Source organism: Nitrospirota bacterium (assembly GCA_016219645.1).
In the GTDB taxonomy this organism is placed as follows: Bacteria; Nitrospirota; Nitrospiria; order Nitrospirales; family Nitrospiraceae; genus Palsa-1315.
In genome coordinates this window covers 129,459-142,825 of the sequence record JACRLR010000067.1, presented here as the reverse complement: position 1 = coordinate 142,825, position 13,367 = coordinate 129,459, and the positions used below count along the sequence as shown (strand labels likewise).

The window sequence follows — 13,367 nt, the reverse complement described above, 5'->3', positions numbered from 1 at the left end:
CTGTTCCCTCCCTACATCACAATGCCGCCACCGGCATGAATATTCTGGCCCGTCAACCACCGCGCCTCTTCACTGACGACGAATGCCACCACATCGGCAATATCTTTGGGGAGACCGAGCCGCTTCAACGGCGACATCTGAATGCCGATCTGACGGAACTGCTCTGTCATCATGCCCGTCTCAGTAAAGCCTGGCGAGACCGTGTTGACGGTGATGCCTCGTGGAGCGAGTTCCTGCGCCAGCCCTTTTGTGTACTGCTCTAATGCGCCTTTGCTGCCAAGATAGGCCGTCGCACCGGGAAAACTCAAATGGGTTCCGTCGGTCGAAATGTTCACGATACGGCCGCCCTCTTTGAGCACATAAGCCGCTTCCTGCATCGCGAAGTAAGGGCCCCTGGCATTCAAGGCGATGAGCTGGTCGAAGTCTTCCTCTGTGGTCTCCATAAGAGGCTTGGGCATAAACCGCCCGGCATTGTTGACGAGGATGTCGAGTCGGCCGAATTGCTTCACCGTTTCGATTACTAGACGGCGGGCCTCTACGACCTGGCTCATATCGGATTGGACGGCGACGGCCTTCCCACCCTTGGCTTTAATGCCTGTGACTACTTGCTGAGCTTTCTCTGCGCTTGTTCCGTAATTCACCACCACGATCGCCCCGTCTTGAGCCAATCGCTCTGCAATTGCCTGTCCGATTCCACTCGACGACCCTGTGACGATCGCGACCTTTCCATTGAGTGACGCCATAATGGCTCCTTTACGTTTTTATAGATGACTGTCGTCCTATCTCCTCATCATCACCGATGGAGGTACGCCGCAACTCACCCCTTAACGAAAAATGGTCGACGGTTGCTCCCAGATTGCCGAGTACAGCAATTCTGTCAGGGGCTTGCGGACTCTTGGCTGAGCTTCCCTTGCGCGCAGGCGGTCTGGTAACAAAGCAGGATCGCCTGGATACCCAATGGCAATTATGGCCACCGGGTCATAACCCTCTGGAATCTGACAGTCCCTTCGCGCCTGATCGATTCGGAAACCCGCCATCTGATGGGCGGCAAGCCCGAACGCTGTGGCCTGGATCACGAGATTCTCCGCCGCCATGCCCGTATCATGGAGCGCATGGCGATTCGGCGAGCCATCTTCGAACTGCAGTTTTGCCACAGAGAGCAGCAGCACCGGTGCACGATAGGCCCATTTCTGATTGGCTTCGACCAGGCAGTTGAACAACCGGTCGTACTCAGCCTTATTCTCCTTCATGGCCACCAGGAATCGCCAGGGCTGCCCGTTATTCGATGAAGGGGCCCACCGTGCCGCTTCGAAAAGGCTCAGAAGCGTATCTGCTTCCACCGGCCGTTCGTCGAACGCGCGCGGACTCCATCGCTTTTTCAACAGCTCGTGAATGGGAAATTGCGTCTGGGCGGGTTTTTCCATTGTTCATCCTTTCGACTTCAATCAGAGTTTACGTCAAATCATCTCTTCCGTTGCTTCACTCGAACTGTCGACGGAATCGCCACATGCCAAAGCCGAACAACGCTGCGCCAAGCACCACCATCGCAAGCACGGAGCCCCAGAGAATCTTCAGGCCCGCACCTTTGAGCAAAATGCCGTGCGTGATCTCGACGAAATAGCGCAGAGGCGACAGCACCATGAGGTGACGGACCCATTCCGGCAGGGCCTCCATTGGCGCCATGAGGCCTGACAGCAGCAACATCGGAGCGACCACGAACAGGGTCATCATACCCACTTGCGCTTGATTCCTCGCCAGCGTCGCGGCAGCCAATCCCATGCCGGCAGTGGTGAAGACGAACAGGGCCGTGAGGCTGAAAAACAACACGATGCTTCCTTTGATCGGCACCCCGAACACCGGCTGCATGATCCCGAACAGGCCGACCGCCGTGGCGCAGAGAATCACTACCGTCATCGACAGTACCTTGGGCAACATGATCTGCAACGGCGTCAATGGTGAGACCAATAGTTGCTCCACCGTGCCCCGCTCTTTCTCCCGAACCAGGGCTGCCGCAGGAAGTAGAATCGCAAAGATCGTAATCTGGCGGAGGAGATGTGAAATGGACTCAAACCAAGCCTCATTCTGGTCCGGGTTGTACCAGACCCGATGGTCATTCTCGATCACCGGCAAGTTCTGTGACGACTCCTCTGAACTCCCGACTCTCGCCAGCGCAGTCTCCTGTCCGAACCGCGCGACGATCCGCGCGGCGTAACTGGCGGCGGACAGGCCTTGCGGCGAATTGGTCGTGTCCACGAGCAGTTGCACCGCCGTGGGCTCTCCCGCCATGAGCTGTTCGTGGAACCGTGGCGGGATCTCTAAGATCGCCATCGCTTTGCCCCGGTCCAGCAGGCGAAGACCTTCTTGAGGATCGGCAATTTCCCCTTCCAGGCGAAAGAAGGGTGCTTGGAACCTGTGGATGAGTTCACGCGACGAGAGGGTGTGGTCGGCGTCATAGACCGCCAGACTCGCGTTGTGCAGTTGTGACCGGAGGCCGTTCCCTGTGATGTAAACCGCCAGCGTGAAGGAGTAGACGAGGAACAACACGATCGGCACGTCCCGAAACAATTGGAGCATCTCCTTTCGGGTCATGACTACCAAACGACGCCACCAGATAACCGCACGTTGTGAACTGGGCCCCAGCACAGATTTCATGATCGTGGCCGCTTCGTAAAGAGCCGGTACCCGACGATTCGCAAGACGGCGGCGTACAGGGCCAGGGCTAGCACGTCCACCCATAACACCTCGGGACCCACCCCTTTCAGAAACGCTCCGCGGACGATGTTGGTGTAGTACATGCCCGGGAACAGGTGGGCCTGAATCTGCGAGCCGGGACTCAGGGAAGAGACGGGAACGATCAGGCCGGAGTACAGGATAGTCGGCAGGATGCTCACGATCATTGTAATGAGGAGGGCCGCTATCTGGGTACGGACCAGCAGCGACACGAGCAGGCCGATGCCGGTGCTGCTCAGCACGAACACCAGCGAGGCTGCGAGAAAGAACAGCAGGTTGCCTTTAAACGGCACGCCGAACCACAGGGTGGCCATAACCCACAGGATCATGGCGTTCACCCAGGAAATCAGCACATAGGGAAACAGCTTGCCGGCGAGAAATTCGATCCGAGTCACCGTTGAGCTGTAAATGTTGTAGATGGAGCCGGTCTCTTTCTCCCGGACGATCCCCAGCGCGGTCAGTAAGGGAGACGAGAGCATCAAGGTAAACATCACGAGCGCCGGCACCATGGACCAGGTGCTCCGAACCTCTTCGTTGTAGAGATAGCGCACCTCCAACGTCATGGGCCGTACCCGAGCCTCGGCCTGTGCATGGGAAATCCCGCTCAGGCGGGAGAAGTAGTCGACGAGCCGCTCTTGGCTGAAGGCGCTGTTGATGGCGATGACGTAACCCTTGGTGATGTCCGCGCGAAGAGGGAACGTTCCGTCGATGAGCGTCTGGACGTCGGCCGGCTGCTCCGATAGCAGACGCTCCTGGAACTTCTCCGGCACGATGATCACGGCCTGCGCCTTCCCGCTTTGCAACCAGACATCGGCTTCTCTCTCACTGGCAAGTTCTCCGTGAAAGGTGAAATAGCGCGACTTCACAAAGCGGTGTAGGTACTCCCGGCTGAGTGAAGTGTGGTCTCGATCCACCACCACGAATGAAATGTTTTCCACGTCCAGGGCGAGGCCATAGCCGAATACGATCATCCAGGCCACCGGCATTAAGAAAGCAAGGAGCAGAAACATCCGGTCGCGGATGATCTCGCGCCACTCCTTGGAGGCCACGGCTGCGATACGCCGGAGATTCATGCTTCCGCTCCTGTAGTCGTCTGACGTTCCTGCCGCTCCAGCGCCATGACGCGATGAACGAACACATCCTCGAGGCTGAGGGGACGGGCGGTTACGCTTTGGACATGCAGGCCCTCTGTCAACAGGGCCGCGCGAATCCGTGCTTCGTCCTGCACGAGGTCGGTCGAGAGCAGGTGGATCTTCGTTCCAAAGAGCGCCGCGCCGGCGAATCCCGACTGCTTCAATCGCCGGAGTGCGAGCCCCGGTTGATCCGTTGCCACTTCGAGAAGATGCCCTCCCTCCCTTTCGACTTCGCCTTTCATCTCGTTTGGAGACCCCTCCGCCACGATCCGGCCCGCATACATCAACGCAAGGTGGTCACAATGTTCTGCCTCACTCATGTAATGGGTGGTGATGAGAATCGCGACGCCTTCTTCTCGTGCCAATCGGGAGAGGATGTCCCAGAAGTGGCGGCGGCCGATTGGGTCAACGCCGGATGTCGGCTCATCGAGAAACAACACACGTGGCTGATGGACAAGCGCGCAGCCGAGCGCCAAACGCTGCCGCACACCCATCGGGAGGCCGCTGGTGAGATTGGACTCGTAGCCTGCGAGCCCCGCCATGTGGATGATCCACTCAAGCCGCTCCTTCGTTTTTCGTTTGTCCAAACCATAGATTCCGGCAAAGAGGCGGATGTTTTCCTCCACCGTCAGATCCAAATACAGCGAAAAGGCTTGGGACATGTAGCCGATCCGTTCCTTGATCGCTCCGCCAGCGGTCTTCATATCTACCCCCGCCACCCACCCTGCTCCCCCACTGGGCGGCATGATCCCGTTCAGTATCTTGATCACAGTCGTCTTGCCCGCCCCGTTGGCACCAAGCAGCCCGAAAATCTCTCCTTGTTTCACCTGAAAGCTCACCTGATCAACTGCGCGGAACGTGCCAAACTCGCGAATGAGCCCGCGCGCTTCGATGGCCAGCCCATCATTCCGATGAAGTTCTGGCGAAGGCGCCAGCGGGCCGATGGTGTCCTTCACTCTTCCCTGCCGAAGCAGGAGCGCGACGTATACGTCCTCCAGTTCAGGATCATCGGCCCGGACTTGCTTTGCCTGTATGTCACCAAGACTCTCTTCCACTCGTCGCACCGCTGCTGAATGGTCTTGCTCTTCTGTCATCACATGCACCAGTAGACCAAGCGTTTCCACCTGAGAGAAATCTTTCTTTAAGCGGATCACGGCTTCGATTTGCGGAGAGGCTTGACACGTGACCATTGTTCCCGGGACGAGTCCCTGCACGCTGGCCGGCGTACCGGATGCAAGCACCCGTCCTTCAGACAAGAAGGACAACCGATGGAATCGAGATGCCTCATCCATGTATGCAGTGGAGACCAGAACCGTCATGCCTCGCTCCTGCTGCAATTCAGCCAGAATGGCCCAAAAGTCCCGACGAGAGACAGGGTCCACTCCGGTGGTCGGTTCATCCAGAATCGTCAGCGCCGGCTCATGAATCAGCGTGCAGATCAACCCCAACTTCTGCTTCATCCCGCCGGAGAGGTTCCTCATCGGTCGGTCACGGAAGCGATCCAGCCTCGTCATCGCCAGCAACCGGACCTTGCGCTCGGCCAGGTCCTTCTCAGGAACGAGGCGCAGGCGAGCGAAGAAGTCGATGTTCTCTTCAACCGAAAGAGCCGGATAGAGATTCAGCCCCAACCCTTGAGGCAAAAACCCAATCTTGGATTTAATCTGCTCCGCCGACCACTCGGAATCGACGGTCGTCCCGAAGACCTCGACCGTTCCCCCTTCATACGACAACACTCCTGCGATCGCTTTCATCAGGCTGCTCTTTCCCGCGCCATCAGGACCGATCAGGCCGTACATCTCTCCTCGCTGGATCTCCAGATCAACGCCTTGCACCGCCACATGCTTCTTGTAGCGCTTGACGAAGCTGGACACTCGAACAATTGGAGATTCCTGCGTTATGGCTGCTTTATCCATTAGGCACCTGATGCCTATAAGCTTTCTGCTCTGAACTTCTGAACTGACTCGCAGCTGAGTGCTGACAGCTTGCTTACCACTATTTCGGCTTCATCCACGCCACACCCTCATGCCATCGGATGACCGCATCAGCAGGAAGACCCGGCGTGAGCCGATGATCCGGGTTTGCAGCCAAATAGAGCTTCACCGCGTAGATCAGTTTCACCCGCTCGTCCCTTGTCTGTACTTCTTTTGGAGTGAACTCGGCTTTGGAGGCAATGTAGCCCACCGTCGCATCGAAAGGCTGATCGGGAAAGGCGTCGGTGTAGACGCGGGCCGGCAAGTCCAGGCGAACTTTCCCTATCTCGATTTCCGGAATATACACTTTGAGATACAGCCGATCGAGATCCATCAACTCAAACAAAGGAGCGCCGGCCACCACCACTTCTCCTTTATCCACCATACGGGTCGTGATCGTGCCACTCGTCGGCGCAACAATGGTCAGATCGGCCAGGATACTCTCAGCCTCGGCCAAGGCCGCCTCGGCTTGATCCCGCTGGCGCTCCCACGTTGCCACCTCGTTTTCCTTGGTTCGGATACGTTTCCAGCCCAGCTCCGTCTGCGCTAGCTCCTTGACGGCCTGCGTGAGTCTCGATCGGGCGGTAGTGATCTCGCTCTTGGCCACGTTCCATCGGGCCTCGGCTTGGTCAACCTGCTGCCGCGAGACCGCCTGTTCAGCGATGAGCGGCCGCATCCGTTCCACGTCACGGCGCGCCTCGTCCTCCACAGCCCTGGCCTGGTCGACGGCAGCACGAGCGCTTGAGATGCCTGCATCGGCGGTCTCGATGGCCAGCGGAACCTCAAGGTTCAACACCGCCAGGGAAGCGTGAGCGGCTTGGACCTGGGATTCAAGCGCCTCGAACCCACGGCGAGCCTGATCGACACGAGTCCGAGTCTGCACATCATCCAAACGGACAAGAACCTGGCCGGCGTGGACGGTGTCACCTTCTCGGGCGAGCAATTCCTGAACCCGCCCCGCGAACTTACTCGCGATCGCGATGTGGTCTCCTTCGATCCGGCCGTTCGCCTGAATCAATCCATCGGGCAGGCCGTGCGAGACAACGAATCGCTGCACGGCATAGATGCCGGCGGCAACTACAATAAGGACCAGCGCGACGATCAAGACGGTCTTTCTGGACATATGTTGGATGGACAGACTTGTGAGTAGCCGAAGGACTCAGATCATTGGCTCGTCTTCACTTGCTGGATTGTTCCGCTCTTGGGGATATGGGCCCAGCGACAGAATCGTGGGTGGGAGACCAGCCACCACCTAGCGCCTTGTAGAGTTGCACGATCGAGACCAGATGAAGCCTATTGGTATCGGCAAGTGCCAATTCCGTCACAAAAAGGCTCCGCTGTGCAAGGAGGACATCCAAATAGTTCGCTAAGCCGCCTTTGTACCGCAAATTGGCAAGATGCAAGGCCGACCGCAAGGCACTGACCTGCCTTCCCTGGGCGGACGCCTGCTCACGGGCCGTGCTGACCCCCACCAATGCGTCTTCAACCTCCCTGAACGCGACGAGGATCGTTTGTTCGTACTGGGCCAGAGCCTGTTTGGCTTGGGCTTCGACGGCCTGCTGTTGAAACCCTAACGTTTGGGCATTCAACAAGGGGCCGGTCAGTACCGGGGCAAGGACTCCGAAACTGGTTTCCGGCGACACAAAGTCCGTCAGGTGCGGACTCGCCACGCCGAGGATACCTGTGAGCGACAGTCTGGGAAACCGTTCGGCTTTCGCCACCCCGATCCTGGCTGTGGCTGCAACCAATTGTTGCTCCGCCGCCACAACATCTGGACGGCGTTGGAGCAGTTCTGAGGGAAGACCGGCGGGCACTACAGGCGGCATCATTTGTTCGGTGAGTGATCGCCCCCTGGCAATTTGACTGGGATTCCTCCCCAGCAGCACGCTGAGTTCATTTTCTTTCTGAATCATATGACGCTTCAGCTCCGCAATACGAGCGGCGGCATTCTCCCGCTCCGCTTCAAATTGGTCAACGTCCAGCTTGTTGATCAGTCCCTGCCGAAGCCGTGCTTGACCGATTCTCACCGACTCCTCCCATGCCAGCAAGGTGCGCTTGGCGATCTCCAACTGCATGTCGAATTGCCGAAGATCGAAATACGACTGCGCCACGCCTCCCACGATTTGCAGCGTGACGGCTCGCCGAGTCTCCTCCCGGGCCAAGAGTTCTGCCAAGCTCGCCTCATTCGCCCTGCGGATCCGCCCCCAGATATCCATCTCCCAGGACAGAGATCCTTGCACATAGTGGGCAAAGGGGCTGGGAAAACCGGGGAAGGTCACGCCGCCCAGGCGAGCGACGGGAAGATTACCCGTCGCGCTGAATTGAGGGGCAAAGTCCATGCGAGCCGTATACAGGCGGGCCTGGAATTCGTCGATACTGGCGACCGCTCGTTTGAGATCTTTGTTCTCTTCGAGTGCAATACGGATCATCCGCTGGAGTTCTTCGTCCTGGTAGAGTTCCCACCACGGCATATTCGCCAGAGAAGGCAGATCTTTCGGCTCTTCAGCCATGCGAAAGGAATCTGAGGTGGAAATGTCGGGACGTGAATAGTCGGGACCCATCGCGCACGCGAGTAGGAGCATCGAAAAGACTGCGAGGACGAGGCTGCGCATATCACTCTCCTCCTTCTATCCCTAACGGCATTGAGCTTGTCCCGGGACGAGAACCCGCTTGACCGGCACCACGCCGACTGAGTTTCCGCACCAGCACAAAAAAGAACGGCACGAAGTTTATGGCAAGGAACGTGGCAGCCAACATGCCCCCGAACACGCCGGTGCCGATGGAATTACGACTGGCTGCGCCCGCGCCGGTGGCGAGCACTAATGGCACGACCCCCAGAATAAAGGCCATCGAGGTCATCACGATCGGCCGGTATCGAATCTTGGCGGCTTCCATCGCGGCATCGACCAGGGAGTATCCGGCTTCATAGCGTTTGTTCGCGAACTCGACGATCAGAATGGCGTTTTTGGCGGAGAGTCCGATCAGCGTGATCAATCCGATTTGAAAGTAGATGTCGTTGCTCATCCCCATCACCCACACGGCGGACAAGGCTCCGAAAATACCAAAAGGCACGGCGAGAAGCACGGCAAAAGGCACGGCCCAACTCTCATACTGCGCGGCCAGCACAAGAAACACCATCAGCAAGCCGAAGGTAAAGGCGATAAGCGATTGCCGCCCGACCATGCGTTCCTGGTAAGAGATCCCGCTCCAGTCGATCCCATATCCTTGAGGAACCAACACTTCCTTGGCGACCTGATCCAGCGCATCGAGCACCTGCCCGGAACTGTATCCCGGAGCCGCTGCCCCCAAGACCAGGGCCGTGTTATAGCCGTTGAAATGGGTGACCGGATCCGGTCCACTTGTGAATTCCGTCGTCACCACTGTATCGAGCGGAATCATGGTGGATTTCTGTCCAGTCACGGCGCGCACGTAGATCTTGGCAACGTCCTCAGGCGAAGATCGAAACTGTGCCTCGGCTTCGGTCTGCACCCGATAGACACGGCCGAATTTGAGGAAATCATTGATGTAGAGATTGCCGAAATAGGCCTGCAGCGTGTCGAACACTTCGGAGATCGGCACGCCCAGCGATTTGGCCCGTTCCCGGTCCACACGGGCAAAGATTCGTGGGGCGCTCACGCGAAAACTGGAGCCGACCGCTCCGATCGCCGGATGCTGTCTCGCTTTGGTGAGAAACTCCTGGGTCACACCGGCAAACTTATTGAAGTCCCCGCTGCTGGGATCTTGAAGCTGGAGGGAAAATCCCCCCGTGGCGCCGAGTCCCCGGATCGACGGGGCGTTAAAGGCCAAAATCAGCGCCTCCGGAATTTTGGCGAACTCTCCATACGCGGCGCCGATCAGGGCCTTCACATGGTTCTGCGGCCCCTTTCGTTCGTCCCAGTGATGCAAGGGCAGAAACATCGTCGCCGAGTTCGGTCCTCTGGTGCCGAAGACGAAGTTCTGGCCGGCTAATGCATCGGTCGAATGAATTGCGGGAACTGAAAGAAAGTAATTTTCAATCTTGCTCAGCACCGCATCGGTCCGTTGCTTAGACGCCCCGTCCGGCAGCTGGACGATCGTGATGAAGTAACCCTGATCTTCTTCCGGCAAGAAGCTGAGGGGAATTGTTCTAAACAGCCCGGCGGCGGAGAGGCCGACGATGCCAAAAAGCACCAGGGATAGGACTGAGCGGTTGAGGAGCGTCCCCACGACGGCTGTATAGCGAGACTGCGTCCAACCGAAGAGTTGATTGAAGACCGCGAAAAAACCTCTGCGCTGGCTGTGGCCCGGCTTCAGCACCAGGGAGCAGAGGGCAGGGCTGAGCGTGAGGGCGGTGATCCCGGAGATAATGACGGAGATGGCGATGGTGATGGCAAATTGTTTGTAGAGCTCGCCCGTGATGCCGCCCAAGAAACCCACCGGCACGAAGACGGCGCAGAGTACAAGTACGATCGCGATCACCGGTCCACTGACCTCATCCATCGCCTTCTTGGCTGCATCCTTCGGCGAGAGTCCCTCTCTGATGTGGCGCTCGACGTTCTCCACCACAACAATTGCGTCGTCGACCACCATCCCGATGGCAAGGACCATCCCGAAGAGCGTGAGGGTGTTGATCGAAAAGCCGAGCGCCTGCATGCCGGCAAAGGTACCGATGAGGGAGACCGGCACAGCTACGCCAGGAATCAGCGTCGCGCGCCAACTTTGGAGGAACAGATACACGACGAGGATGACCAGCACCATCGCTTGCGCCAGAGTTTTGACCACCTCTTTGATGGACACTTCGATAAATTTGGTCGTGTCGTACGGGATATCGTAGGAGACCCCCGGTGGGAAACTCTTCGATACCGCTTCCATTTCCTTCCGGACTCGCTTCACCGTGTCGAGGGCATTCGCACCCGGCGACAGGAAGGTCAAGAGAAACACATTGGGTTTGCCGTTCCACCGGCCTTCCAGACTATAGGATTGAGCGCCCAGCTCGATCTTCGCGACATCTTTCAAGCGGATCATCGATCCGTCTGGGAGTGCCCGGACGATCATCTCCTCGAAGTCCTTCACGTCCGTGAGACGGCCTTGTGTGATCACCGGGATCGTCAGTTCGGTACCTTTCGGCGCCGGTTCCCGCCCGATCGTCCCGGCCGGAAAATCCCGATTTTGTTCGCGGACAACATTGGCAATGTCGGTGGGCGTGAGGCTGAGTTGCGCCATCCTGGTCGGGTCCAGAATCAGGCGCATCGAGTAATTCTGCCCGCCGAAGACCACTGCGTCTCCGACGCCACGTATTCGCTTGAGATTATCGATGACATTGAGGAGCGCGTAGTTGGAGACAAAGACCGTATCTTTCGTGGGGTCGCTGGAACTGAGCGCGACGACCGCGAGCAGGTCCGGCGACACTTTCTTGACTGAAATGCCTTGACGGACAACTTCGGGCGGTAACTGGGGCTCCGCCAGTTTCTGGCGGTTTTGGGTCTGTACCTGAGCAATGTCCACGTTCGTCCCAATTTCGAACGTGAGTTTGATGGTCATGTGCCCGTCATTGGTACTGGTGGAATCGTAGTAGAGAAGGTTGTCGATGCCGGGAAGCTGCACTTCGATGGGACGCGCGACCGAATCCGCAATCACTTCCGCGCTCGCGCCCGGATAGTCCGCGTCGATCTGGATGACGGGGGGCGTGATTTCCGGAAACTGGGCGATAGGCAAGCCTAGTAAGGAGACCAACCCAAGCACGACAATCACGACGGACAGGACCGAAGCGAAGATTGGCCGATCGATAAAAAAGTGCGGGATCATTTCCCCTGCTCCGGCTTTACATCTGCCGGCTGGCCGGAAGCGGCTGGGTCGGATTGATTGTACGGAACGGCTTTCACCGGCACGCCCGGTGCGATCATGTGAAATCCCGCGATGATCACCCGCTCTCCCTCACGTAGTCCATCTTCGATGGACCACTGACTGCCACGCCAGGATGTGGCCAGAACAGGGCGGATTTCCACCTTGTTGTCAGTCCCGACGACAAAGACGATGGGGCCCTTGGGTCCCTGCTGAACGGCGCTCTGGGGGACCAGGATCACGCCGGTTCTCACGGCGCCCAAAATGCGGACCTTCACGAACTGCCCTGGGAACAGGACGTTGTCCGGATTAGGGAAGATCACGCGAAAGTCTCTGGTGCCGGTGGCCGAGCGGACACCGACTTCGAGCAAATCAAACTTGCCTTCATGCGCATAGGTGCTGCCGTCCGCAAATGTAATGACACCTCGCAGTTCATAGAGTGTCGCGCCTTGGATCCGTTGAGTCGCACGGTCCCGGAAGCGCTTGAGGACAAACGTTTCCGGAGCGCTCGCGTTCACATACATGGGGTCTAACTGGTGGATTGTCGTCAACAGATCGGTCTGCGCAGAGATGAGGCGCCCTTCGTAGAGCCGACTCCGCTCGATCCGACCACTGATAGGCGCAGTAATAAGCGAATTGTCGAGATCGAACTTGGCCTTCACCTGATCGCCCTTGGCTCCCTCCAGTGCCGCCTTGGCGGCCATTTCCTCCGCCACCGCATCGTCCACATCTTTTTTGCTGACGGCCTGTTCCGCCAGCAGCGGTTTCACGCGAGCAGAATTTTGCTTGGCTTGCACTAGCCTCGCCTCTGCCTGCGCCACTCTCGCATTAGCGCTGCTCATCGCCGCTTTGAATGGAATCGGATCGATTTGATACAGCCGGTCGCCTCGCTTCACATCGCGTCCCTCGGCAAAAAACCTCTCTTTAAGGATACCCGTCACCTGGGAGCGGATTTCGACGGGTCGCGACGCTTCGGTCTGACCGATGAACTCCGGTTCATCCGGCATCGTGCCGGACGACACCGTGACCACCGGCACCTCCGGGATAGGAGGCACCGGCGTAGAAGCCGCCTCCTGCTTGCAGCCGGGTAATCCCGTAAGGCCAAGAACGAGCAGCACACCAAGCAGACCGAACGTGAGTCTCTGTGCTCGATTTTGTGCCGTGATGTTTGACATCCGTCGTCCTTCGGTAATCATCCGGTTACTTCCCACGTTCACCTCTTTGAGCCACATGCACAATCTCATTCACGATACAGCGTGTCAGACATCCGGAAGCGACGAGGCTGGCTCCCTGCTTGTGGATCTTCTTCAGCAGATCCTTTCCATCTGAGTCAACATAGGTCACAGCTGAGAGGTCTACAGTCAGAGGGTGGTTCGTTGTCGAGCCGACGACAGAGTCCCAGCACCGTTCCAGCTCTTGCACCCAAGGTCCCGCCAAACGTCCCTCAAGCCTGAGGACAATCGATTCTGCATTCGTGAGCGTCGTAATTTTCAGCATGGATTCTCTACCTCGCCCGTATGGAATGGCAAGGAGCATTCCCGTGGTCAAGAGCAAATAAGCCTACATAACACATTGTTGTTTCATGAAATATTTCGATGTCATATCGTGGGCAGGGCTCACTGACGATGGTGTTCTGCCGATATTCCGGCACTCGCCGAACCATCGGCAGGAGATGAAAGAACGGACCACCGAGTGGATTGCCAGGACTTCTTTC

At 57.9% G+C, this 13,367-nt stretch carries 10 protein-coding genes; all 10 read right to left on the bottom strand.

From position 1 onward, the window contains the following. Positions 1 to 11: 11 nt before the first annotated feature. Positions 12 to 743: a glucose 1-dehydrogenase gene (locus HZB34_17675; protein MBI5317794.1), complete on the bottom strand. Its 732-nt coding sequence runs from the start codon at positions 741 to 743 to the stop codon at positions 12 to 14. Positions 744 to 824: 81 nt separating this feature from the next. Next, positions 825 to 1,424: a nitroreductase family protein gene (locus tag HZB34_17670; protein MBI5317793.1), complete on the bottom strand. Its 600-nt coding sequence runs from the start codon at positions 1,422 to 1,424 to the stop codon at positions 825 to 827. 55 nt (positions 1,425 to 1,479) lie between these two features. After that, positions 1,480 to 2,652: an ABC transporter permease gene (locus HZB34_17665; protein ID MBI5317792.1), complete on the bottom strand. Its 1,173-nt coding sequence runs from the start codon at positions 2,650 to 2,652 to the stop codon at positions 1,480 to 1,482. After that, positions 2,649 to 3,803: an ABC transporter permease gene (locus HZB34_17660; protein MBI5317791.1), complete on the bottom strand. Its 1,155-nt coding sequence runs from the start codon at positions 3,801 to 3,803 to the stop codon at positions 2,649 to 2,651. Before HZB34_17660 ends, HZB34_17665 begins: the two co-directional genes overlap by 4 nt. Continuing rightward, positions 3,800 to 5,776, bottom strand: a complete 1,977-nt coding sequence (locus HZB34_17655) for an ABC transporter ATP-binding protein (GenBank protein ID MBI5317790.1) — start codon at positions 5,774 to 5,776, stop codon at positions 3,800 to 3,802. The genes HZB34_17660 and HZB34_17655 overlap by 4 nt, the downstream gene beginning before the upstream one ends. 79 nt (positions 5,777 to 5,855) lie before the next feature. Continuing rightward, complete coding sequence (locus HZB34_17650; GenBank protein ID MBI5317789.1) at positions 5,856 to 6,956, bottom strand: efflux RND transporter periplasmic adaptor subunit; 1,101 nt, start codon at positions 6,954 to 6,956, stop codon at positions 5,856 to 5,858. A gap of 55 nt (positions 6,957 to 7,011) precedes the next feature. Further along, on the bottom strand, positions 7,012 to 8,445 hold the full coding sequence (locus HZB34_17645) for an efflux transporter outer membrane subunit (protein ID MBI5317788.1): 1,434 nt from the start codon (positions 8,443 to 8,445) through the stop codon (positions 7,012 to 7,014). A gap of 1 nt (position 8,446) precedes the next feature. After that, a complete protein-coding gene (locus HZB34_17640; GenBank protein ID MBI5317787.1) occupies positions 8,447 to 11,614 on the bottom strand; it encodes a multidrug efflux RND transporter permease subunit in 3,168 nt (1,055 codons plus the stop codon). Further along, positions 11,614 to 12,828 (bottom strand): efflux RND transporter periplasmic adaptor subunit, encoded by a 1,215-nt coding sequence (locus tag HZB34_17635; protein MBI5317786.1) that lies wholly within the window; start codon positions 12,826 to 12,828, stop codon positions 11,614 to 11,616. Before HZB34_17635 ends, HZB34_17640 begins: the two co-directional genes overlap by 1 nt. A 25-nt stretch (positions 12,829 to 12,853) precedes the next feature. Next, positions 12,854 to 13,150, bottom strand: a complete 297-nt coding sequence (locus tag HZB34_17630) for an STAS domain-containing protein (protein MBI5317785.1) — start codon at positions 13,148 to 13,150, stop codon at positions 12,854 to 12,856. Positions 13,151 to 13,367 lie beyond the last annotated feature (217 nt).